22 protein-coding genes are annotated in these 21,021 nt (G+C 72.9%); 10 read left to right on the forward strand and 12 right to left on the reverse strand.

Features of this window, described 5'->3' with window-relative positions:
- Positions 1–67: 67 nt before the first annotated feature.
- Positions 68–331 carry a DUF397 domain-containing protein gene (locus ACIHCX_RS31480; RefSeq protein WP_400035593.1) on the reverse strand — a complete coding sequence of 88 codons (264 nt, stop codon included), beginning with the start codon at positions 329–331 and terminating at the stop codon, positions 68–70.
- Entirely contained in the window at positions 315–1,160 is an 846-nt protein-coding gene (locus tag ACIHCX_RS31485) for a Scr1 family TA system antitoxin-like transcriptional regulator (RefSeq protein WP_400035499.1), read from the reverse strand. The genes ACIHCX_RS31480 and ACIHCX_RS31485 overlap by 17 nt, the downstream gene beginning before the upstream one ends.
- A gap of 111 nt (positions 1,161–1,271) precedes the next feature.
- Between ACIHCX_RS31485 and ACIHCX_RS31490 the strand changes: the two genes are divergently transcribed.
- The 3 genes from ACIHCX_RS31490 to ACIHCX_RS31500 all read left to right on the forward strand — a co-directional run bounded on the left by ACIHCX_RS31490 (position 1,272) and on the right by ACIHCX_RS31500 (position 4,696).
- Positions 1,272–1,520 (forward strand): hypothetical protein, encoded by a 249-nt coding sequence (locus tag ACIHCX_RS31490; protein ID WP_400035501.1) that lies wholly within the window; start codon positions 1,272–1,274, stop codon positions 1,518–1,520.
- 392 nt (positions 1,521–1,912) lie between these two features.
- Positions 1,913–3,055 (forward strand): NADH:flavin oxidoreductase, encoded by a 1,143-nt coding sequence (locus ACIHCX_RS31495; protein WP_400035504.1) that lies wholly within the window; start codon positions 1,913–1,915, stop codon positions 3,053–3,055.
- 165 nt (positions 3,056–3,220) lie between these two features.
- Entirely contained in the window at positions 3,221–4,696 is a 1,476-nt protein-coding gene (locus ACIHCX_RS31500) for an MFS transporter (protein WP_400035506.1), read from the forward strand.
- A 3-nt stretch (positions 4,697–4,699) separates the two neighbouring features.
- Here ACIHCX_RS31500 and ACIHCX_RS31505 read toward each other — a convergent pair whose 3' ends face one another.
- From ACIHCX_RS31505 to ACIHCX_RS31535, 7 genes are all read right to left on the reverse strand, one after another.
- Entirely contained in the window at positions 4,700–5,344 is a 645-nt protein-coding gene (locus ACIHCX_RS31505; protein ID WP_400035508.1) for a hypothetical protein, read from the reverse strand.
- 102 nt (positions 5,345–5,446) lie between these two features.
- Positions 5,447–6,382, reverse strand: coding sequence for an N-acetylmuramic acid 6-phosphate etherase (gene murQ / locus ACIHCX_RS31510; protein WP_400035510.1), 936 nt, complete (start codon positions 6,380–6,382; stop codon positions 5,447–5,449).
- Positions 6,383–6,470: 88 nt separating this feature from the next.
- Positions 6,471–7,415: a MurR/RpiR family transcriptional regulator gene (locus ACIHCX_RS31515; protein WP_400035512.1), complete on the reverse strand. Its 945-nt coding sequence runs from the start codon at positions 7,413–7,415 to the stop codon at positions 6,471–6,473.
- Positions 7,416–7,489: 74 nt separating this feature from the next.
- The gene (locus ACIHCX_RS31520; RefSeq protein WP_400035514.1) at positions 7,490–8,257 is read right to left on the reverse strand and encodes a hypothetical protein; all 768 of its coding nucleotides are present in this window, start codon (positions 8,255–8,257) and stop codon (positions 7,490–7,492) included.
- Positions 8,254–9,306 carry an ABC transporter ATP-binding protein gene (locus tag ACIHCX_RS31525; RefSeq protein ID WP_400035516.1) on the reverse strand — a complete coding sequence of 351 codons (1,053 nt, stop codon included), beginning with the start codon at positions 9,304–9,306 and terminating at the stop codon, positions 8,254–8,256. The genes ACIHCX_RS31520 and ACIHCX_RS31525 overlap by 4 nt, the downstream gene beginning before the upstream one ends.
- Positions 9,303–9,521 (reverse strand): PLD nuclease N-terminal domain-containing protein, encoded by a 219-nt coding sequence (locus ACIHCX_RS31530; RefSeq protein WP_400035518.1) that lies wholly within the window; start codon positions 9,519–9,521, stop codon positions 9,303–9,305. Before ACIHCX_RS31530 ends, ACIHCX_RS31525 begins: the two co-directional genes overlap by 4 nt.
- Positions 9,522–9,558: 37 nt before the next feature.
- The gene (locus tag ACIHCX_RS31535) at positions 9,559–10,185 is read right to left on the reverse strand and encodes a DUF3887 domain-containing protein (protein ID WP_400035520.1); all 627 of its coding nucleotides are present in this window, start codon (positions 10,183–10,185) and stop codon (positions 9,559–9,561) included.
- Between the two features lie 143 nt (positions 10,186–10,328).
- Between ACIHCX_RS31535 and ACIHCX_RS31540 the strand changes: the two genes are divergently transcribed.
- Positions 10,329–10,712, forward strand: a complete 384-nt coding sequence (locus ACIHCX_RS31540) for a hypothetical protein (RefSeq protein ID WP_400035522.1) — start codon at positions 10,329–10,331, stop codon at positions 10,710–10,712.
- A 25-nt stretch (positions 10,713–10,737) separates the two neighbouring features.
- A complete protein-coding gene (locus ACIHCX_RS31545) occupies positions 10,738–11,016 on the forward strand; it encodes a DUF4031 domain-containing protein (protein ID WP_400035524.1) in 279 nt (92 codons plus the stop codon).
- Here the strand turns inward: ACIHCX_RS31545 and ACIHCX_RS31550 are convergent.
- Together ACIHCX_RS31550 and ACIHCX_RS31555 are read right to left on the reverse strand one after the other, a co-directional pair.
- The gene (locus tag ACIHCX_RS31550) at positions 10,998–12,065 is read right to left on the reverse strand and encodes a GNAT family N-acetyltransferase (RefSeq protein WP_400035526.1); all 1,068 of its coding nucleotides are present in this window, start codon (positions 12,063–12,065) and stop codon (positions 10,998–11,000) included. The two genes, ACIHCX_RS31545 and ACIHCX_RS31550, sit on opposite strands and share 19 nt — an antisense overlap.
- Before the next feature lie 28 nt (positions 12,066–12,093).
- On the reverse strand, positions 12,094–12,738 hold the full coding sequence (locus ACIHCX_RS31555; protein WP_400035528.1) for a hypothetical protein: 645 nt from the start codon (positions 12,736–12,738) through the stop codon (positions 12,094–12,096).
- 213 nt (positions 12,739–12,951) lie between these two features.
- Between ACIHCX_RS31555 and ACIHCX_RS31560 the strand changes: the two genes are divergently transcribed.
- From ACIHCX_RS31560 to ACIHCX_RS31570, 3 genes are all read left to right on the forward strand, one after another.
- Positions 12,952–14,703: a stealth family protein gene (locus ACIHCX_RS31560; RefSeq protein ID WP_400035530.1), complete on the forward strand. Its 1,752-nt coding sequence runs from the start codon at positions 12,952–12,954 to the stop codon at positions 14,701–14,703.
- A 112-nt stretch (positions 14,704–14,815) separates the two neighbouring features.
- Positions 14,816–15,538: a copper homeostasis protein CutC gene (locus ACIHCX_RS31565; RefSeq protein ID WP_400035532.1), complete on the forward strand. Its 723-nt coding sequence runs from the start codon at positions 14,816–14,818 to the stop codon at positions 15,536–15,538.
- 90 nt (positions 15,539–15,628) lie between these two features.
- Entirely contained in the window at positions 15,629–17,005 is a 1,377-nt protein-coding gene (locus ACIHCX_RS31570; protein WP_400035534.1) for a type II CAAX prenyl endopeptidase Rce1 family protein, read from the forward strand.
- Here ACIHCX_RS31570 and ACIHCX_RS31575 read toward each other — a convergent pair.
- Entirely contained in the window at positions 16,993–18,966 is a 1,974-nt protein-coding gene (locus ACIHCX_RS31575) for a HelD family protein (RefSeq protein WP_400035595.1), read from the reverse strand. The genes ACIHCX_RS31570 and ACIHCX_RS31575 overlap by 13 nt on opposite strands.
- A 720-nt stretch (positions 18,967–19,686) precedes the next feature.
- On the opposite strand from ACIHCX_RS31575, the gene ACIHCX_RS31580 reads away from it, so the two are divergent.
- Both ACIHCX_RS31580 and ACIHCX_RS31585 read left to right on the forward strand, forming a co-directional pair.
- Positions 19,687–20,622, forward strand: coding sequence for a hypothetical protein (locus tag ACIHCX_RS31580; RefSeq protein WP_400035536.1), 936 nt, complete (start codon positions 19,687–19,689; stop codon positions 20,620–20,622).
- A gap of 198 nt (positions 20,623–20,820) precedes the next feature.
- Complete coding sequence (locus ACIHCX_RS31585) at positions 20,821–21,006, forward strand: hypothetical protein (RefSeq protein ID WP_400035538.1); 186 nt, start codon at positions 20,821–20,823, stop codon at positions 21,004–21,006.
- The last annotated feature ends 15 nt before the right edge of the window (positions 21,007–21,021 follow it).

Consider the following 21,021-nt stretch of genomic DNA (forward strand, 5'->3'; position numbering starts at 1 on the left):
AGGGCGGCACTCCCTGTTCGACAGGGGGTGCCGCCCTCGGGCGTGCTCGCCTCGGGCCGGGTGTGGGTCAGCCGCGCTTCACGTTCTCCACGAACGCGGACCACGCCTCGGCCCGGAACACGAGCTTCGGGCCGAGCGCGTTCTTGGAGTCCCGGACGGGGACGACGGCGGGGTGGCCGTCGGCGACCTCCAGACAGTCGCCGCCCTGGCCGCCGCTGTACGTCGACTTGCGCCAGCGGGCGACTTCCAGGCAGTCGCCGCCGCTGCCGCCGCTGTAGCTGGACTTGAACCAGGTGGCCGTACTCAGGTCGTACTCACGGGTGGTGTTCATCTCCATGCCCGTAATCCTGCGCCACCGACTCCAGCAGGGCCAGGGAGTCTTGAGGCGAGAGTGCCGCGGCCTGGAGGAGGCTGAACATCAGGGTGTGGCGGGCGACCGTGGCCGGGTCGTCCAGCAGCTTCCCCATGTCCGGTGCGTCCACGAAGGAGAGCGGCGGTGCGTCGTCGAACTCCATGAGTTTCAAAGAGCCCTCCATTGCCGCATGTGCCCCGGCGTCAAACGGCAGCACCTGCGCGATGATCCGGTGTCTGCGGGCCAGATCCGCCACGTGCCGCAGCGCCTCCGCCATCACCGCCTTGCCTCCGACCGCCCGCCGCAGCGCCGCCTCGTCGAGGATCGCCCACAACAACGGCGTTGTTGGATCGTCGAGGAGATGCGCGCGTTCGAGGCGGGTGGTGACCAGCTCGTCGATCTCGGAGTCCGGCGCTGTCGGCCTGTACGCGCGGAACACCGCCTCCGCGTACGCCTTCGTCTGCAACAGTCCCGGGATCAGGAGCTGCGCGTACTGCCTGATCCCCGTCGCGATCGCCTCCGCCTCCGCTGCCTCCGCGAAGTGGTCGGGATACTTCGACTTGGCGAGGGCCGTGCAGTTGCGGGCGAAGAAGCCGTTCGTGCCGAGGATCTCGTCTATCTGGACGGCGTATTCGAGGTGCAGGCGCCGCGTGCCCGCCTCCAGCTGGCCGATGAACGAGCCGCTGACGAAGAGCGGTTCGCCCAGTTCGGCCTGGCTGAGGCCCTTCTTCTCGCGTGCGTGGCGGAGTTCGGCGCCCAGCAGGGCGCGCGGTGAGGAGGACGGGTCGAGGTCCTTCGGTCCTGGCATGGCGACTCCCTGTCACACAGGAGCGGTTGTTTGAACGCCGTCCCTGGCAGGTTAGGACCTTGGTGACCACTCTGTGTGGTGAACGCGAACACTCAGCGTGGAGGGATCGACGTGGACGAGACGACCGAGAACGCAGCGGGCGACCGGCCCGCGCGGACGGCCGAGGAGGCGGTGGAGCGGCTGCGCGCGGCCCTGCACGACGTGGGGATCGTCCTGCCGTCGTTGCGGATCGACCCGGTGACGGGCGCGCACGGCGCCCCGTACGCCCTGGTGGACCTGGGCCGCTGCAACCTGGACGCGGCCTCGCGGCTGGCCGACGCCCTGCGGGCGGGGGCGCGGGTGCGGGGCGGTGACGCGTGAGCGGGGAGACGCCTGCGGTCGGGGCGTACGCGGTCGACGGACGGGACGGGACGGGCGGATCGGTGAGGTCATGGGGTGCGAGGGAGGCTACGTGCAGCTGCGGCCGGTGGGTGGCGGGCGCGAATGGGACTGTCCGGCCGGAGAGCTGGGGGAGGCGGATCCGGCCGAGATCCTGCGGGAGCGCGTGCGGCGGCTGAACCGGGACGCGCGCCACGCACACCTACGGGGGCCGTCCGGACCGCCGTGAGGGCTGGGCGTGTTCCGGATCACAGGCGGGGGCGGCGGTGGAATGCCGTGGTGGGCGGGCCGGTTGAGGCCAGTGCGCTGCGCGGCGCATGCGCGCGTGTGCGCACACCGTCCGGTACCGACCATGACGTCGAGGAGTCCCCCACGTGACCGTCACCGCTTCCGAGTCCGCCGGCGAGTACGCCTCCCGCGCGGCCGAGATCCTCTCCCGTCCCGTCACGCTCAACGGCCTCACCGTCCCCAACCGGATCGCGATGGCGCCGATGACCCGCATGTTCTCGCCGGGCGGGGTCCCGGGGGAGGACGTGCGGTCGTACTACGCCCGCCGTGCCGCCGCCGGTGTCGGCCTGATCGTCACCGAGGGCACGTACGTGGGGCACGACTCGGCCGGGCAGAGCGACCGCGTGCCGCGGTTCCACGGCGAGGAGCAGCTCGCGGGCTGGGCGAAGGTCGCCGACGCCGTGCACGCGGCGGGCGGCACCATCGTGCCGCAGCTGTGGCACATCGGCATGGTCCGCGAGCAGGGGCAGGCGCCGTTCCCGGACGCGCCCGCGGTCGGCCCCTCCGGGCTGCGCCTCGACGGCACCGAGGGCACCGGCAGGGCGATGACCCGGGCCGACCTGGACGATGTCATCGGCGCGTTCGCCGAGGCGGCCGGCGCCGCGGAGCGCATCGGCTTCGACGGCGTGGAGCTGCACGGCGCCCACGGCTACCTGCTCGACCAGTTCCTCTGGGCCGGCACCAACCGCCGCGCCGACGCCTACGGCGGCGATCCGGTGGCCCGTACGAAGTTCGCGGCGGAGATCGTGGCCGCGGTGCGCGCGTCCGTCTCGCCCGAGTTCCCGGTCGTCTTCCGGTACTCCCAGTGGAAGTCGGGGGCCTACGACGCCCGGCTGGCCGAGACGCCGGAGGAGCTGGAGGCGATCCTGTCCCCGCTCGCGGCGGCCGGTGTCGACGTCTTCCACGCCTCCACGCGCCGCTACTGGCTGCCGGAGTTCGAGGGCTCGGACCTCAACCTGGCGGGCTGGACGAAGAAGCTGACCGGCAAGCAGGTCATCAGCGTCGGCTCGGTCGGCCTGGACGGCGACTTCATCAAGGCGTTCCAGGGCGAGGGCGCGGCGGTCGGCAGCCTCGACAACCTGCTGGACCGGCTGGAGCGCGACGAGTTCGACCTGGTCGCCGTGGGCCGCGCGCTGCTCCAGGACCCCGAGTGGGCGGCGAAGGTCCTCGGCGGACGCTTCGACGAGCTGAAGCCGTACGACGCGGAGGCGCTGAAGACGCTGAGCTGAGCCGCTGGGCTGAGCCGGGCCGGGCCCCCAGGGGCTCGGCCCGGCTGCCCGTGCGGTCTTCGCCTGGAGGGGCTCTCTGGCTTGATTTAGTTTGCTTAAGTCAATCAATTTGAATTAAAGTTGCCTGAGTCAAGTACACCCGCTCTCCGACGGAGACCTTCCTTCATGTCCGACGCACTCGCCCGGCCCGCCACGGCCGGGCAATCCGCGCCCCGGCCCAACGCCGTCGTGGCCGTACTCGCCTTCGGCGGCATCGTGGTCTCGCTGATGCAGACCCTGGTGATCCCGATCATTCCCGAGCTGCCCCGGCTCCTGCACGCCTCGGCGTCGGACACCGTCTGGGCCGTCACCGCCACGCTGCTCGCCGCGGCCGTGGCCACTCCGGTCATGGGCCGCCTCGGCGACATGTACGGCAAGCGCCGCATGCTGCTGCTGAGCCTGGCCATGCTGGTGGTCGGCTCAATCACGGCCGCGCTGAGCGACTCCCTGACGCCGATGATCGTCGGCCGCGCCCTCCAGGGCCTCGCCTCCGGTGTCATCCCGCTCGGCATCAGCATCATGCGCGACGAACTGCCCGCCGAGCGGCTCGGTTCGGCGACCGCGATGATCAGCGCCTCGCTCGGCGTCGGCGGCGCCCTCGGGCTGCCCGCCGCCGCCCTGATCGCCGAGAACCTCAACTGGCACATGCTGTTCTGGGTCTCGGCCGGCCTCGGTGTCGTGGCGGCGGCGCTGGTGCTGGGCCTGGTGCCCGAGTCGGCGGTGCGCACCGGTGGCCGCTTCGACCTTCCCGGCGCGATCGGGATGGCGGTGGGCCTGGTCTGCCTGCTGCTGGCGATCTCCAAGGGTGCCGACTGGGGCTGGGCCAGCGGCACGACCCTGGGCCTGTTCGCGGCGGCGGTCGTGGTCCTGGTCGCCTGGGGCCTGTTCGAACTGCGCGTCGAGGCGCCCCTGGTGGACCTGCGCACCACGGCCCGCCGCCAGGTGCTGGTGACCAACCTCGCCTCGGTGGCCATCGGCTTCGCGATGTTCTCGATGTCCCTGGTCATCCCGCAGCTGCTGCAACTGCCCGAGCAGACCGGCTACGGCCTCGGCAGGTCGCTCCTCGCCTCCGGCCTGGTCATGGCACCCTCCGGCCTGGTGATGATGGCCGTCGCGCCGGTGTCGGCGATCGTCTCGCGGAGCAGGGGTCCCAAGGTGACGCTGATGATCGGCGCGCTGATCGTGGCCGCCGGCTACGGCCTCAACATCGTCCTGATGAGCCAGGTCTGGCACTTCGTCCTGACGTCCTGCGTGATCGGCGCCGGCATCGGCTTCACCTACGGCTCGATGCCCGCGCTCATCATGAGCGCCGTCCCCGCGTCCGAGACGGGCGCCGCGAACAGCCTCAACACCCTGATGCGCTCGATCGGCACGTCGGTCGCCAGCGCGGTGGCGGGTGTGGTCCTGGCCCATATGACCACCGCGTTCGGGCCCTACGCGCTGCCCTCCGAGAACGGCTTCCGCACGGTCCTCGCCGTCGGCGGCGGCGCCGCCCTGCTCGGCTTCCTGGTCGCGTCCTTCATCCCGCGCCGCCGCACCGCGGCGCCGGGGGAGCCGGCGGCGGCCGGTGAGCCCGCGCCCGCCGGGGCGAAGGTCCCGTAGGCCCTACGGGTTGCCCGGGGGCGGATTGCCCAGGGGCGGGTTGCCCAGGGGCGGGTTGCCCATGGGCGGGTTGCCCATGGGTTCGATGTCGGTCCGCACGGGATGGCCCCAGATCCGCACCACCTCGTAGTCGGTGAACTCGTGCACGAGCCGGTAGGCGGGCGCGGCGCGCGGTGCCCGGCGCTGGGCTGTGATGAACAGCTCGGCCTCGCGCCGGTCCCGGCGCGGGGTCCCGCACAGCTGCCACTCCCGCCCGTTCCACAGCTCCGGCAGCCAGCGCTGCTGGGGCTGCGGCCGGTCCTCGCGGACGCCGTAGCGGGACGGGGCGGGGGCGGTGGCCTCGGCGGCGCGGCGCGCGTACGACGCGTACGCCCCGTCGACCTCCGAGCGGCGGGCGGCCCGGCGCCGGGTCTCGCACAGCAGACAGAGGTCGGGCGCGCTCTCGTCGACGGGCCCGTTCGGATGCTCGGGGCAGCGGGTGGCGGGCGCGGCCGTCGTGACGGTCTCGTCCAGCAGGTCGAGAGCGCGCCGGAGGTCCGCCTTCACCTCGTGCAGCCTGGCGTCGGGCGTCTGGGTCGAGAGCGCCTCGCCATGCTCGCCGAGCAGACGCAGGGCCCGCCCGAGGGCGGTGAGCTGGGCGTGGTTCATGGTGTCCTCCAGAGTAGGACGCCCCGGCCGGTACGGGAGCCCCCGGCCCGCCCGCACCCGCCCGCCACCGCTCTCCCGCCGCCGCGCTGCCGCCCGTGGGCCTCAGCCCCGGGCATGATCCAGAGCCACGCGCAGGTGGCCGTCGGACTGTTCCAGGAGGTGGGTCGCCGTCGGGCCGTCGACATCGGCGAGGAGGGTGAGGATCGCGGTCTTCACCTCGCCGTCCGCGGCCGTCAGGGCCCGTTCGATCTCGTCGTCCGCCGCGCCCGTGGCCAGGGCGACGATGCGGCGGGAGCGGGCACGGAGCTTGTCGTTGGAGGCCCGTACGTCGACCATCAGGTTTCCGTAGGTCTTGCCCAGCCGGATCATCGTGATCGTCGAGATCATGTTGAGGACCAGTTTCTGCGCCGTGCCGGCCTTCAGGCGGGTGGAGCCGGTGAGCAGCTCGGGGCCGACGACGACCTCGATGCCGTGCTCGGCGGCGGCCGCCAGCGCGCTGTTCGCGTTGCAGGACAGGCCGATGGTCAGGGCGCCCCGGGCGCGGGCGTGCTCCACCGCGCCGATGGCGTAGGGGGTGCGGCCGGAGGCGGAGACGCCCACCACCGTGTCGTCCGGCGTGAGGCCGAGTGCGTCGAGCGCCTCGGCCGCCAGTTCCTTGGAGTCCTCGGCGCCCTCGACGGAGGTCACCATGGCCGGCGGGCCCCCCGCGATCAGCCCGACGACCTGGGAGGGGCGCGTGTTGAAGGTCGGCGGGCACTCGGAGGCGTCCAGGACGCCCAGCCGTCCGGCGGTGCCCGCGCCGGCGTAGACCAGCCGGCCGCCGCGCGCCATCCGCTCCGCCACCGCGTCGATCGCGGCGGCGATCTGCGGCAGCCGCGCGGCCACGGCGGCGGGCACGGTGGTGTCCTCGGCGTTCATCAGCCGGGCGATCTCGAGCGTCGGCAGCCGGTCGATCTCCGCCAGCTCGGGGCGGAACGCCTCGGTCGTCAGGGACTCCAACTCGGCGCGCAGTTCGCGGTAGTGGGGCGTGGAGGTCATGAGGGGGCGGCTCTCTCCGTGCGTTGCGGTACGGCTGACCGTGCGGGTCCGGGCTTGTTCGGGCTTGTGCGGTTCTCGGCTGCGGGTGCTACGAGCGCCGGGTTCCGCCCCGTGGGCTGTGCCGGTGGGCGAGTGCCTCGTAGGACGCGGCGAGCGCGGGCGCCGCCGTCTCGTACGTCCGCTGCGCCACTCCGACGAACAGGCAGTCCACCACGAGCAGTTGGCTGGTCCGGGAGGACATCGCCGCCGGGCGCAGCTCGCTCTCGCGGGCCGTCGAGGTGGTCAGGACGTGGTCGGCGTACTGCGTGACGGGCGCGGTGGGCCGGCCGGTGACGGCGATGGTGGTCGCGCCGCGCTCGAAGGCCACCCGCAGCGGCTCGATCACGTCCCCGGTGGAACCCGAGTGGGTGATGGCGATCGCCACGTCCCCGGCGCGCAGTTGCACCGCGTTGGTGACGGCGAGGTGCGGGTCGCTGTGGGCGTGCGCCACCAGTCCTATGCGCAGCAGCTTCTGCGTGAGGTCCTGGGCGACCAGACCGGAGGCGCCGATGCCGTAGACGTCGGTGCGGCGGGCGGCGGCCAGCGCGGTGACGGCCGCGCCGAGCTGGATGGTGTCGAGACCGGCCGCGGTGTCGGCCAGGGTCTGCTGCTCGTCGTAGGCGAGTTTGGCGACCACGTCGGCGATGGGGTCGTCCACCGCGATGTCGGTCGTGATGGCGGGCGCGCGCCCCGACTGCTGCTGGGCGGCCAGGCCCGCGAGGGCCAGCCGCAGGTCCCGGTAACCCGGATAGCCCAGCAGGCGGGCGGTGCGTACGACGGTCGCCTCGCTGGTGCCGGTGAGTTCGGCGAGGCCGGTGACGGTGAGGGCCGCGCAGCCGGCCGGGTCGCCGGCGACGGCCTCGGCGACCCGCTGCATGGAGCGGGTCATCGAGGGCGCGAGCGTGCGTACCTTGGCCGCGAGGGCGGCGGGTGCGGGGGGCGTGAGGCCCGGAGTGCCCACGCCTGCGAAAATTTCCTTCACGTCCTGGGTCACACTGTGAAAGGTATTTTCCGTACGGTCGCGTGGTCAAGGCCGCGCGCCGAGGCCCCGTGGCCCCGGCGCGGACGTCAGCGCACCTCCTTGCGCGCGCCCCGCAGGATCGCCGCCGCCACGCAGCCGAGCGTGAGCAGCGCGGCGACGGCCAGGGCCCGCTGCGCGTGGTCGGCCGCCGTGTGCCGCAGGAACGCGTCCGGCGCCTTCGTCAGCTCGGTCGGGAGCCAGCGCGACACCCGCGGCAGCGCCCCGAGCAGCGGGAGCGTGAACAGCACGAGCAGCGCGTACCCGACGGTGCCGAGCGTGCTGCGCGCCAGGGTCGCGGCCAGCGCGGTGACCGCCACGGCGAACACCAGGTACACCGAGCCGGCGAGCGCGGTCTCGCCCATGGCCGCCGTACCGGGATTCCCCAGCAGGACGGCCGTCTCGTACCAGGCGGCGAGCAGCCCGGCCAGGTAGCCGCCCACGGCCCCGGCGGCGCTGACCGCGAACCTCGGCACCAGCAGGTCGCCGAAGCGCCGGGCGCGCGTCCGGTAGAAGACCGCCAGCGCGGGCTTGGCGTCGATCGAGCACGCGTACGCCGCCACGACGACCGTCACGATGAGGCCGATCCCGAGCGCGTTGCTCACGTACTGGGACACGCCGTCCGCCGGGACCGGGGGCGGAAAGACGATCTTCACCCGCTGGGCCGAACCTCCGGCGTGGTCCAGCAACTGGCCTGAGTACCGGGCGAGCAGGGGCCCGGCGAAGCCGAAGACCACGAAGACGCTCAGCAGCGCGATCAGCCGCTTGGTGCGCAGCAGCCGGAGCCACTCCACCCGCCACAGTGAGAGTTCGTTCACGCCGCACCCGTCCGATCCGCTTCCCGCTGTCCGTGCTCCCTGTGCTCCCCGTGCTCGCCGGGCTCTGCTTCCTGATCTTCCTGACCGTGCCGTCCGCCGGTCAGTGCCAGGAACGCGGCCTCCAGGTCGGCGTCGACCGGGCGCAGGCTGATCAGCGCGGCGCCCGCCGCGGCGATCGCCTGCGGCAGCCGGCGCTCACCGACCTCCGTGCTCGACGCTTCGACGCGCACGGATCCGTCGGAGCCCACCGCCACCGAGGTGACCCACTCCTGCCGCCGCAGCAGCTCGGCCAGCGGCTGCTCGCCGCCCGCGCGCAGGCGCACCTCCCAGGCCGGCCGGAGGAACCGGTCGATCAGATCGCGGACCGGTCCCTGGAACAGGAGCCTGCCCCGGTCGAGCACGCCCACCGTGTCGGCGACCCGCTGGACGTCCGCCAGGACATGGCTGGAGAAGATCACGGTGCGGGTCCTGCCGAGCCCGGCGACCAGGGACAGCACCTCCGCCCGCCCGGACGGGTCGAGCGCGCTGGACGGTTCGTCGAGGATCAGCAGCTCGGGGTCCAGCGCCAACGCCACCGCGAGGCCCAGCCGTTGCTTCATGCCGCGGGAGAAGCCGCCCGTGCGCCGATCGGCCGCCTCGGTCAAGCCGACCTCGGCGAGTACGGCCGCGACCGGGTCGGGGGCGGTCCCGCCGGTGTCGTGCGCCGTTCCGTCGGTGTCGTGCGCGGTTCCGCCGCGGCGCCGGCGCTCGCCGCGCGCGGCCAGACCGCGGGACTGGCGCACCACCTCCGCCGCGGTGAGCCAGGGTTCGAACTCGGGGGTGTCCGGGCAGACCCCGATCCGTCCCGTGTCGACCGACAGCCGTACCGCGCCCGCGTCGAAGCGGCGCAGACCGGCCACGATCGACAGGAGCGTCGTCTTCCCGGCGCCGTTCGGGCCCACCAGGCCGTAGACACCGCCGCGCGGCACCTCCAGGTCCACGCCGTGCAGCCCCGCCCCGTGCCCGTAGTCGCGCACCAGGCCCTCGGTCACCACGGCCGACCCGCTCATCGGTCCTCGCTCCGCCCCGCCACGAGGTAGGCGATCGGGCCCACGGGGTTCACGAACAGGCATATCAGCACCCAGGCCCAGCGGGGCAGGTGACGGGTGCTTCGGTGCCGCGCCACGTCGACGAGGCAGTAGACGAGCAGGGCGAGCTCGGCGACCAGCAGGGGCGCGACCGCGGCCCAGGGGATGTCCGAGGAGTGGAGGGAGGAAGCAGTCACGGGACGCACTCTCTGAAGGGGGGCCGGAGCGGCCGGGTCACGGTGTCTCGGGCGGGAGGATGAAGAGGCCGCCGACCTTCTCGTCGGTGTCGAAGGCGACCCGGGCCTTCATCTCACCGGCCTCGTAGCGCAGCGGGATGTCGACCACGGTGTGGTCGCCGACGCGCCGGACGAACGGCTCGCCCTCGCCGAAGCCCTCGAAGGCGCCGACGAGGCCGGCGACGGCCGCCAGGGCGTCGCCCCGCACCTCGTCGGTGAAGGCGGCCAGGACCTCGGCGTTGAAGGACGGCCTGGCGTCGTCCATGCGGCCTTCGAGGACGGCCGTGACGATCGCGAGGGCGCGCTCGGCGGCGTCGGGCATGCGCACTGTCTTGTCCATGGGTTCTCCCGTTCGGGGGTCGATGGGCTTGCCGAACCGCTGGAAGGCGGCCTGGCGGGTGACTCCGAGCAGGTCCCCGACCTCCTGCCAGGTGTGGCCCGCGTCCCGGCACTGCTGCACGCAGAGCTTGAGCACCTGTTCGGCCAGGGTGTCGACGTCCCGCGCGTGCCGGACCAGGTCGAGGTAGGCCGGCGGGGCCAACGGGCTGCCCACCGCGGAGGCCAGGGTCGAGGCGTGCTCGGCCAGCCGGGCGCTGAGGGACGTGAGGGGCAGGGAATCGGTCACATGTAAAGGATGCCTTTACGCTCAGGGGCGTGTCAAGAAATCCTTTACAGCGGTGGATTCCTCGGCTCCGGTGGCGGCCTCTGCCCGCCCGCGTGATCCGTCACCGGTGTCCGGTCCGTGACTTCCGGGTGACAATGGGGGACATGGAACCCATCACCCCCCTGGAGCAGGCCCTGCACGCCGCCCGCGCCCTGGTGCTCGCCGACCTGGTCGCCGGCGAGGTCGCCGACGCGGACGTGGTCTCGCTCGTGGAGGACTCCGTCGTCCAGCGCCGCTGGTGGGTGGAGCAGTGGCCGGAAGGCGCGCAGTACGTGGCGGGCCTGGTCGCGCAGGACGTCCAGGACGCGCTCCTGGAGCGGTACGGCCGCTGGCCGCTGTGCCCGGTGTGCGGCTACGGCGACCCGCACGCGCTGGACGTCGAGCCGGAACTCGGGCCGGACCCGCACTGGGTGTGCTCCAAGGCGGGGGTGAAGGTGGCGCCGGTGGGCGCGCTGGCGGAGGCGACCGGCCGGAGCACGACGTCGTGACGGCGCCGCGCCGGGCGGTCGCGCCGTGACCCTCTACATCGACCCGCCGTCCTGGCCGGGCCACGGCCGCATGTGGTCACACCTGGTCAGCGACGTCTCGTACGACGAACTGCACATCTTCGCCGAGGGGTTGGGGGTGCCCCGCCGGGCCTTCGAGCGGGACCACTACGACCTGCCCTCCCACCGGTACGCCGACGCGGTGGCGGCCGGGGCGGTCGAGGTCAGCAGCCGCGAGGTGGTGCGGCTGCTGTACGCGGCCGGGTTGCGGCGCCCCAAGCACCGTGTTCAGGGCCGAAGTTCGTAGGAGATCTCCTCCTGGTCCTCACGCACGGCGACGAAACCGGCGCGGCTGACCACGCGTTGGGAGGGAACGTTGTGCCGGTCCACGGACGCGATCAGCATCCGTGCGTCGCCGCGGGCCAGCGCCCAGGCCGACAGCGCGCGCAGCGCCTCGGTCGCGTAGCCGTGGCCGCGGGCGGACACGGCGAGGTCGTACCCGACCTCCGCGCGCCCCTCCTCGTCGGGCATGCCGTGGAAGCCCATGCCGCCGACCGCGCGGCCGTCCTCCTGCCGCACCAGCACGAACATCCCCCACTCGGGCCGGTTCACCCCGGCCTCGTACGCCTTCACGGTCATCCCGGCGGCGTCCCGCGTGCTCTCGTAGGGCCCGTCCTCGACCCACTGGAACCCGCCGTCACCGCCGGCGTGCAGATCGCGGGCGGCGGCGGGGGTGACACCCTCCAGGGTGAGCCGGTCGGCGGGGACGGCCGGCGGGTTGCTCCAGTGCCACTCGGTGACCGGCGGCCGCCCGGAAAGGTCGCCGCGGCCGGTGGCCCACAGCAGCGTCGGCCAGGGCGCGGAGCCCGGCTGGACGTGCGGGAAGAGCCGGGCCAGCACGTCCTCGCACAGCTCGGCGGGCGGCTCGTACGTCAGGCCCAGACCCTCCGCGATGTCGTGCGTGTGCAGCAGAACCTCGGTGACTCCCATCGCGGCGAAGCCCTCGCGGTTCGCGCTGCGGAAGGGGTACGGGTGGAAGGCCCGGACCCCGGGCGGGGCGGTGCGGACGGCGGCGGCCAGCAGGGCGCCGGTCGTCTCGATCACGTCCAGGACGTCCGCGTTCCCGGTGCCCTCGTCGAGGGTGATCTCGAAGGGGACGTAGGCGCTCTGCGCCCGCCCGGCCAACTGCCCGGCGTAGGCGACGAGATCGCCCGCGACGTGCTCGGCCGTGCGCCGGCAGCTCCAGTCCAGCCGCCCGGCCCCCACCCCGTCCCAGTCCCGGTCCGTCGCCGTCCTCAGCAGCGCCACGGCGCCCGCGACGGCCTGCTCCACCTGTTCCCCGCCCCATGTACGCATACGGCGCAGGGTAGGCGCGGCGGGGTCCTCAGAGCGACAGCATTTCCAGCTCGGAGGTGACGTTGTAGCGGGCCGTCGCCTCCCAGTGCTCCGCCCCGTACGGGGTGCGGAACAGGCGGGGCAGGGCGAGGAGCTGCCGCAGCACGGTGGCACGGCCCTCGCGGAAGGTGTCGCTCGGGACGAAGTGGTACTCCTCGCGGACCCCGGCCGCGTAGGCGGCGTACGCCGAGGGAGACTCGGCGAGGACCGCCAGGTCGGCGTCGCACAGCACCTGGCCGTCGCGGTCGTCGTCGGCCGGGTCGTGGGAGACGGTGAGGCGGACCAGCCGGGCGGCCTCGGCGGTCTTCGCCTGCGGCACCCCGGCCTCGGGGAGCGCCCGCTCGGCCAGCCGGGCCGAGCGCTCCTCGTTCTCGGAGCGTTCGGGCAGGTAGACGGCGTCGTGGAACCAGGCCGCCAGTCGCACCACGTCCGGATCGTCGGCGTACTCCTCGAGCACGTCGACGCGGTCCAGGACCGCGGTCAGATGGGTGAGCGTGTGGTAGTGCCGCTGCGGCTCCTGCCAGCGCGTGAGCAGGTTGTCGGCGTACGGCACGGGATCGGGGCCACCGCCGGGACCCCGGGCACCTTCGAGGGTACGGGTCCAGCGGGAGCGCAGGGCGTCGGGATCGGCCATGCGTTCATTGTCCCCGCGCCGCCGAGGTGTGTCTCACACCACTTCGAAGGTGAGGTCCGTACCCGTAGGCGCTCCCACAGGCGCTCCTGCGAATGTCCATACGAATGCCGAATGGGGTGCCGGATAGGGTGCTGAAGGTGCCGAGTCGGAGCGGAACTCGTGTCTGAGATCCGTCACACGCCGAAACACTCGTGGAAAGGTCCGACGTCCTTCATGCTGACCCGCGTCAAGAACTCCGGTGAGCGTCTGCTGCCACGAAGCAAGCGCGAAGAGCGCGAGCGGGAGCGCCGGGCCGCCGAGGCCGCCGCGGCGGAAAGGAAGCGGGAGGAACGGAAGGCCGCCCGGCGGGCCGCCCTTCTGGAGTCCGACCGGTCCATACGCGAGGTGCTCGTCGACGGGCACACCTACTACGGCCGCCGCGTGGACGACCTCGCCTCCGCCGACGCGTCGGCACGGAACCTGGAACTCGTGGCCGACGCTCTGGCGCACGCCGGAATCGACTACTTCCTCCTGCCGGGGCGCTCCCCCCAGCGGCACGTCGTCGGCGTCCGGTACGCGGACCGCAAGCCGCTGCTGGACGCGCTGCGCGAGCTGTACGGCTCCACCGCTCTGTACGCGACGAAGGCCGGCCCGGATCCGCTTCCGCGGGACGCGGCCCTCTATGCCGAGGGAGCGCTGCCGAAGGAGCTCAAGCGGCAGGGCGTCATCCGCTTCGGGGAGTTGCTGCTCGGCCCCGACGGCCAACTGCTCGCCGATCTGGAGTACGGCTGCGACGTGGAGTTCTGGCGTGACGGCGCCGACGTCGCGGACACCGAGCGGGCCGCCACGCTGCGGACCCAGCCCCCGCCGGACGTCCTGGCCGACGCGCTGGTCGCCCCGCGGCTGAACGCCGTGACGGACGTGCTGCCCCGTGCGGCACGCGTTCCCGCGGTGCGTGCGGTGCGCGGACGCGAGTACCCCACCTACTCCGACCTCTTCAGGGCCCGGGTGGACACCGTCGACTTCCCCGTGGACGTCGTCTACACCTGGGTGGACGGCGACGACCCCGAACTGCGGGCCAGGCGGGACTCGTACCGTACGGGCGCCCAGCGGACCCGCACCCGGGAGGCCGGCGCCTCCCGCTACGCCAGTCACGACGAACTGAAGTACTCGCTCAGGTCGCTGGAGATGTACGCGCCCTTCGTGCGCAAGATCTACGTCGTCACCGACGGCCAGTGCCCGGCCTGGCTGAACCCGCACGCCCCGGGCATCCAGGTGGTGGACCACAAGGAGATCTTCGCCGACCCCGACGCGCTGCCGGTCTTCAACTCGCACGCGATCGGCACGCAGCTGCACCACATACCGGGCATAACCGACCGGTACCTGTACCTCAACGACGACGTCTTCCTGGGGCGACCGGTCACCGCGGGCCACTTCTTCCACGGGAACGGCATCGCGAAGCTGCCGTTCTCGCCCTTCCAGCTGGGTCTCGGAGAGCCCCATCCCGACGAGCCCGCACCCAACTCCGCCGGCAAGAACGTGCGTCGCCTGCTGCTGGAGACGCACGGGCGCTTCACCACCAACAAGTTCATGCACACCCCGCATCCCCAGATACGGGCGGTCATGGAGGAGGTCGAGGAGAGGTTCGCGGAGGAGGTGGCACGGACCAGCCGGTCCCGCTTCCGGGCCGTGACCGACATCGCGATGGGCGCGTCCCTGCACCACCACTACGCGTACCTCACGGGCCGGGGAGTCCCCGACACGTACAAGCTGCGGTACGTCGACGTCGCGGGGCCGGATGCCGCCGAGAAGCTGGAGGAACTCGCTCGGACCCGCCGCTTCGACTTCTTCTGCCTCAACGACGTCAACACCCCGGAGGACCGGCACGAGGAGGTGGCGAGGACGCTCCACGCCTTCCTCGAAAGCTACTTCCCCTTCCCCAGCCGCTACGAGCGCGCCCCCGAGCGCGCCGGTGCGGCGAGCTGAACAGGCCCGGGTGGCCGGTTCCCGGTCGCTGGTCACCCGACCGGCGTACCCTGATATTGGACTAGACCTGTCTAGACCTGTCCGCTTCAGGGAAACCGAGGGAAGGGCTCCTATGAGCATGCGTGCAGTCCTGGAGGTGATCGCCCTCGACGTCGAGGACGCGGTCGCCGCTCAGGCCGGAGGCGCGGACCGCCTCGAGCTGGTCACCGACATGGCGGCCGACGGGCTCACCCCGCCGGCCCGTACCGTCGCCGGGATCCGCGCCGCCGTGGACATTCCGCTGCGCGTGATGCTGCGGCTCGCGGACGGGTTCGGCGCGGGGGGTGCCCAGGGGCTGGACCGGCTGGTGGGGGTCGCGGGCGAGCTGCGGGCGGCCGGCGCCGAGGAGTTCGTGCTCGGGTTCCTCGATGCGCGGGGCGGGGTCGACCTGGCCGCCGTGGAGCGGGTCGTCGGCGAGCTGGACGGCTGCCGCTGGACCTTCCACCGGGCGATCGACCGGGCCGGCGACCGGGACACGCTGCGCCGTCGGCTGGACGGGCTGCCGGGGCTCGACACGTATCTGACGGCGGGTGCCGCCTCGGGCGTGGACGACGGGCTGCCCACGCTGGTCGCGGAGGCCGCGCGCGGCGGCGAGCCGGGCTACGAGCAGCAGATCATGGTCGGCGGCGGTCTGCGGCTGGACCACGTGCCCGCGCTGCTCGCCGCCCGGATCGACGCCTTCCACATCGGCGGTGCGGCCCGCCCCGGCGGCTGGGACGGTCCGGTCTCCGTCGAGGCGGTCGCCCAGTGGCGCGCGGTGCTGGACGGGGCGGCGGTCCGACAGCCCACGGGCTGAGACCGCGCACGGTGCCCGATCGGGGTGGAGTGGGTCCGCGGCCGGGTAATTCGTACGCCTGGCCCATTCCGTCCGGGCACGATGTCGTTCATGACAGCAACGTCTCCCGCCCCCAGCGGGCTTCCCTATCACCGCATGGCCCGGTACTCGCCTCACTACCGCTGGTGGCGGCCGCTGCTCGGCACGCTGCTGCTGTTCTTCGGGTGGCTCCTGAGCGGCATCTTCCTGTACGTCCTCACCGACATTCTCGGAAGGGTCGCCGGCTACCGGGAACTGCCGGACGGCGACCTGGACTTCGGTCCGGTCCTCGGAACGGCGCTGGATCTGACGGCCATAGCCCTGACCTTGCCGCTGGTCCTGCTGGCCGTGCGCTGGGTGGGACGGCGGCCGGCCGGAACGGTCGCCTCCGTCACCGGCCGGCCGCGTTGGCGATGGCTGGCCCGGTGCCTGCTGGCGGCCGTACCGCCCCTGCTGCTGTTGCCGGTCGTCGCGATCTTCCTGCCGGACGACCAGGGCGACGGTGCCGGAGGGGCCGACGTGTGGGTGGGGTGGCAGACGTTCCTCGTCTCCCTGGCCATGCTGGTCCTCCTCGTGCCGTTGCAGTCGGCGGCGGAGGAGTACCTGTTCCGAGGCTGGCTGTTCCAGGCGGCCGGGGCCTACCTGCGTTCCCCGTGGCTCGCGGTGCTGCCGCAGGCGGTGCTCTTCGCGGCCGCGCACGGCTGGGGCACGCCCTGGGGCTTCGCCGATCTTCTGGTCTTCGGCCTGACGGCGGGGTGGCTGACCGTCCGAACGGGCGGCCTGGAGGCGTCCGTCGCCCTGCACGCGCTGAACAACCTGCTGGCCTTCGGTCTGTCCGCCGCGGTCGTGGACGGACTGGCGTCCGACGAGACGGCGGCGGACGCCCCTTGGCACCTGGCCGTCGCCGACATGTTCTCGGTGCTGCTCTTCGCCGCGCTCGTGCTGTGGCTGGCACGGCGCCGCCGTCCGCAGTACCTGTCCGGCCCGGTCCCCGAGCCGGTCCCGCCCCGCCTCCTGCCGTACACACCGCCCCAGGGCGCGTACTGGCCGTACCCGCAGGCGCCGGGTGCGTACGCGGCGTACCCGCAGGCGCCGGGTGCGTACGGGGCGTACCCGCAGGCCCCGGGTGGGTATGGGACGTACCCGCAGCCGTCCGGCGCGTATGGGCCGTACGCGCCGCCGCCGGGCGCGCATGGGCCGTACGCGTCACCGCCGGGCCCGAACGGGCCGTACCCGCAGGTGCTGGGAGCACACGGACCGTACGTGCCGCCGCCCCCGAACCCTGCCGAGCCCGGTCCCGCCGCGCCCGGCCCCGGTGGGCCCGGCCCTGTCGAGCCCAGTCCTGCCGTCCCCGGCCCCGCGGAGCCCGGTCCCGCCGCGCCCGGCCCCGTCGCCCCCGCCCCCGGCGACTCGGCGTCGCATCAAGGGGGTGTGGGTCAGGACAGTTGAGGTGGGAGGGGGGCGGTGTGGGTGACGAGCAGGCCTGACACCGCTCGGGTCAGGGCCACGTACAGGCGGCGCAGGCCGGTGCGTTCGTCGGGTTCGCCGTCGACGACGGCCTGCGGCTCGTCGAGGACGACGTAGTCGTACTCCAGGCCCTTGGCCAGCGAGGCCGGGACCAGAGCGAGGCGGGTCTCGGCCGTCGTCTCCTCGCCGGGGGCCAGGTACGGCAGACCGGCCGCCGCCAGCGCCTCGGCCAGGGCCGGGACGCGGGCGTCGGCGGCGATCAGGCCGACCGAGCCCTCGTTGCGCAGCGACTCCTCGCAGGCGGTGACCACGTCGGCGTCCCCGGCGGCGGGGCGGATCTTGAAGAGGCCGGGATTCTCACGCACCGACGCGACGGGGGCGAGCCCGGGGGCGATGTGCGGCAGCAGCCGGGAGGCGTACGTGATCACGTCCGTCGGGACGCGGAAACCCGCCGTCAGCTCCTCGATCAGGCCGTCGGACTTGCCGAGGTGGGCCAGGGCCTCCTCCCAGGTGCGGGTGGCCCACGGCGTGGTGCCCTGGGCCAGGTCGCCGAGGACGGTCGCGGAGCCGGTGGTGCAGCGCCGGCCGACCGCCCGGTACTGCATGGGGGAGAGGTCCTGCGCCTCGTCCAGGACGACGTGCCCGAGGGAGTGGGTGCGCTCCACCAGGTCGGCGGTCTCGTCGATCAGCACGGCGTCGGCGGCGGACCACCGGGCCGACTTCACCGACCGTACGGGCCTGGCCCACAGCAGCGTCTTGCGCTCCTCCTCGGTGAGGATCCCGTCCGCGTGCTCCGCGAGGAAGTCCGCGTCCGTCAGCAGTCGCAGCACCAGTTTCGCCGGGTCGACCGCGGGCCAGACCGCCTTGACCGCCGCCTTGACCGCCGTGTTGCGGGCCACCGCGTCCTGCACGCGGTCGTCGGGGGCCTCGCCCGCCCGCTCCATCTGCACCAGCACGGCGTGCGCGATCCGCTGCGGCAGGGCCTCGCGGGCGGCGCCGTAGCGGATGCCGCGGTCCAGCAACTCGCGGACGATGTCCTCCAGTTCGTATGCGGGAACGCGCCAGCGCCGCGAGCCGCGCACCACCACGACCGGTTCGGTGGGCATCGTGACATGGGAGTACAGGGCCCTGCGGAGCACCTCGGCCATGCGGGCGTCGCCCTTGACGATCGCGGTCGCCGCGTCGTCCGCGCCCCGCACCTCCACATGCGCCACGAGATCGTCGACGGTGGCCTGCTCGACGGTCAACTCGCCGAGTGCGGGCAGCACTTGCTCGATGTAGTGCAGGAAGGACCGGTTCGGTCCGATCACCAGGGTGCCGGTGCGGGCCAGCCGCTCGCGGTGGGCGTAGAGGAGGTAGGCGACCCGGTGCAGACCCACCGCGGTCTTTCCGGTGCCGGGGCCGCCCTGGACGCAGACGCTGCCGGACAGTCCGGACCGCACGATCTCGTCCTGCTCGGGCTGGATGGTCGCCACGATGTCGCGCATCGGGCCCACGCGCGGGCGTTCGATCTCCTGCTGGAGCAGCTTGCTGGTGGTGGCTGCCCCCGACGGCTCAGCCGGGTCGGACAGGTGCTCGTCCTCGTACGCCGTGAGGTCGCCGCCGGTGTAGCCGAAGCGGCGGCGCAGCGCGACGTCCATCGGGTCCTTCTTGGCGGCCCGGTAGAACGGCTGCGAGACCGGTGCGCGCCAGTCGATGACCATGGGGTCGCCCTCGGCGTCGTGCACGTGCCGCCGCCCGATGTAGAAGCGCTCGCCCTCGGCGCCCTCCGCCCGGTCCGCGCCCGGGGTGTGCAGGTAGTCGAGCCGGCCGAAGAACAGCGGGGTGTGGGTGAGGTCGGCCAGCGCCTTGATGCGCTCGTCGATCTGGTGGGCGAGGACCTCGGCGTTGACCCAGTTCGCGGTGACGTCCCGGATGTCGAGCGACTCCACGTCCTCACGCATGGCGCGCAGCGCGGCGCGGGAGGCGGACAGGTGGGCGCGCTCGCGGGCGAGGGGGTCGTCGGCGGGGCGGTCGGGGCCGGCGGGCGTGGATGAGGGCGACAAGGGGGTGCCTCCGGAAGGCCTATGGGGCAGGCGGGTGCCGTGGTGGTCGGGCCGTGTGGCCGCGCCGTGCGACGGCGGGATCTGCCGACCGGTTTCCGTCCGGACGGCGGCGCTCCGTGGGGGAGGCGGGCAAGGGAGAAGATTTTAGACGAGGACCGGCGACGGGTTCGGAGATTTTTACCCGCGCGTCCACGCACCGTGCTCGTGGTAATCGTGCGTATGCCGAATATGCGTGCACAACCGCTTGCCAAGCGGGCGGGTGTGCCCCAGGATGAGGCATCTCTTTTGAGTCGAAACGATCGCCCTCCTCCGGCAGGTGAACCAGAGTGCCCAGACGGACGGCTCCCGTCGCCCGTACCGTGCGAGACGCGTCCGACGCAGCAGCTCCGGTCCCCGCCGTCGCGGGCAACGGAGCAGGTTCTCCGGCCGTCTCCGTGCCGCCAGGTGAACGTACGACTGAAGCGTCGTGATCCGGCGTTCACGGGCTCCTGGGTCATCCCCGCGGCCGCACATGATCCGGAGCCTCGCGCCCACCGGGACCCGGTACGGGCGTGGCTCCACGTCGCGCTGGTGCGGGCCGCACCAGTACACCCGTCGAATCGAACGAGGACCTACCGCATGGCATTCCTGAGGCAGAGAAGGAGACCGGCTCCCCGTCTGGCTCCCCAGCTCGACGACGAGGAACTCGGCCGCATGCTCGATCTCCTGTCCTCCTCCCGCAGTCTGGGCCCGCAGGACATCGCCATCTCCCAGGTAGAACAGTTGCTGCATCGGACCGGCGACGCATGGGACCGGCGGAGCCACCGCGTCGTCACTCTCGCCGGGGCCTTTCCGGCGCTGGCGCGCAAATGGCGTATGAAACAACCCCGGAGCACCGATGCGCTGGTCCTGCACGCATGGGCCGACGTGTTGCTGGGCCGACACGCGGGCGGACTCGACGACGTCGACGCCACCCTCGAGACCTGCCGCCGCGCGGCCGACGCCTCACCCGCGGATCCGACCCCCTGGGTCGCCATGCTCGCGGCCCTGCGCGTCGAACGCCGCGAAACCGCCGAAGTGGCCGCGGTGTGGGAGGAGATCAGGCGTCGGGATCCCTGGAACCGTGAAGCCCACATGCAGATCCTGGGCTACCTCTCGCCCGAGGAACGCGGCAGTCACGCGACGCTGCGGGAGTTCATCGACGACGTCGTCGCGATCATGCCCCCGCAGATGCCGCCCGCGTGCCTCCCGCTGGCGGCGGCCGTCCGGCAGTACCACCGGAATCTCGACCAGGGCGGAGTGCAGGCGCTCGTCGCACCCCACTACTGGAGCCAGCCTCACGCCGCGCGCGCCCTCGGCCAGGCGGCGGGTCAGTGGCTCCAGCCGGGGTTCCTGCAACACGCGGCCCGCACAGCCGACCTCAACCTCCTCGCGTACGCCCTCGCGCGAGCCGGCCGCACCGTCGAGGCCGGTCAGGCCTTCCGGGCCGTGTTCGGCCAGGTGGTGCCGTGGCCGTGGGAGCACGACGGCGACCCGGTGGAGCGTTTTGTCCACTGGTCCGGCAGATGCGAGTGACCGCAGCGCGGGATCCGCGGGGGAGCTCGGCGGGCGTGCGGTAGCGCCGCATCCCTTGCCGGCGCCTCTCCTGCCTCTCCTGCCAGTGCCTCTCCTGCCGGCGACCGCATGCCGGCAGGAGGGGTGCCCTGGGCGCGGGCACACGGGCGGCCTCGAAGACCGGTGCCGCTCCTGTGCCCGCGGATCCACCATGGAGACATGAGCGCAGCAACCATCCACCCCGCTTACGCCGCTCGCCCGGCCGGCGCCACGGCCGTCCTGGACAGTCCCCGTCGTCACCTGCTGGGCGACGCCCTGCACGCCGTCAAGGTGTTCGCGGGCGCCTTCTTCGACGTGGTCGTCCTCGGCGAGTACGGCGAGGAGGCGGGCGTACGCCACAAGTGAGCGACTAGGGTCGGT

It is taken from the genome of Streptomyces sp. NPDC052043 (assembly GCF_044548235.1).
In the GTDB taxonomy this organism is placed as follows: Bacteria; Actinomycetota; Actinomycetes; order Streptomycetales; family Streptomycetaceae; genus Streptomyces.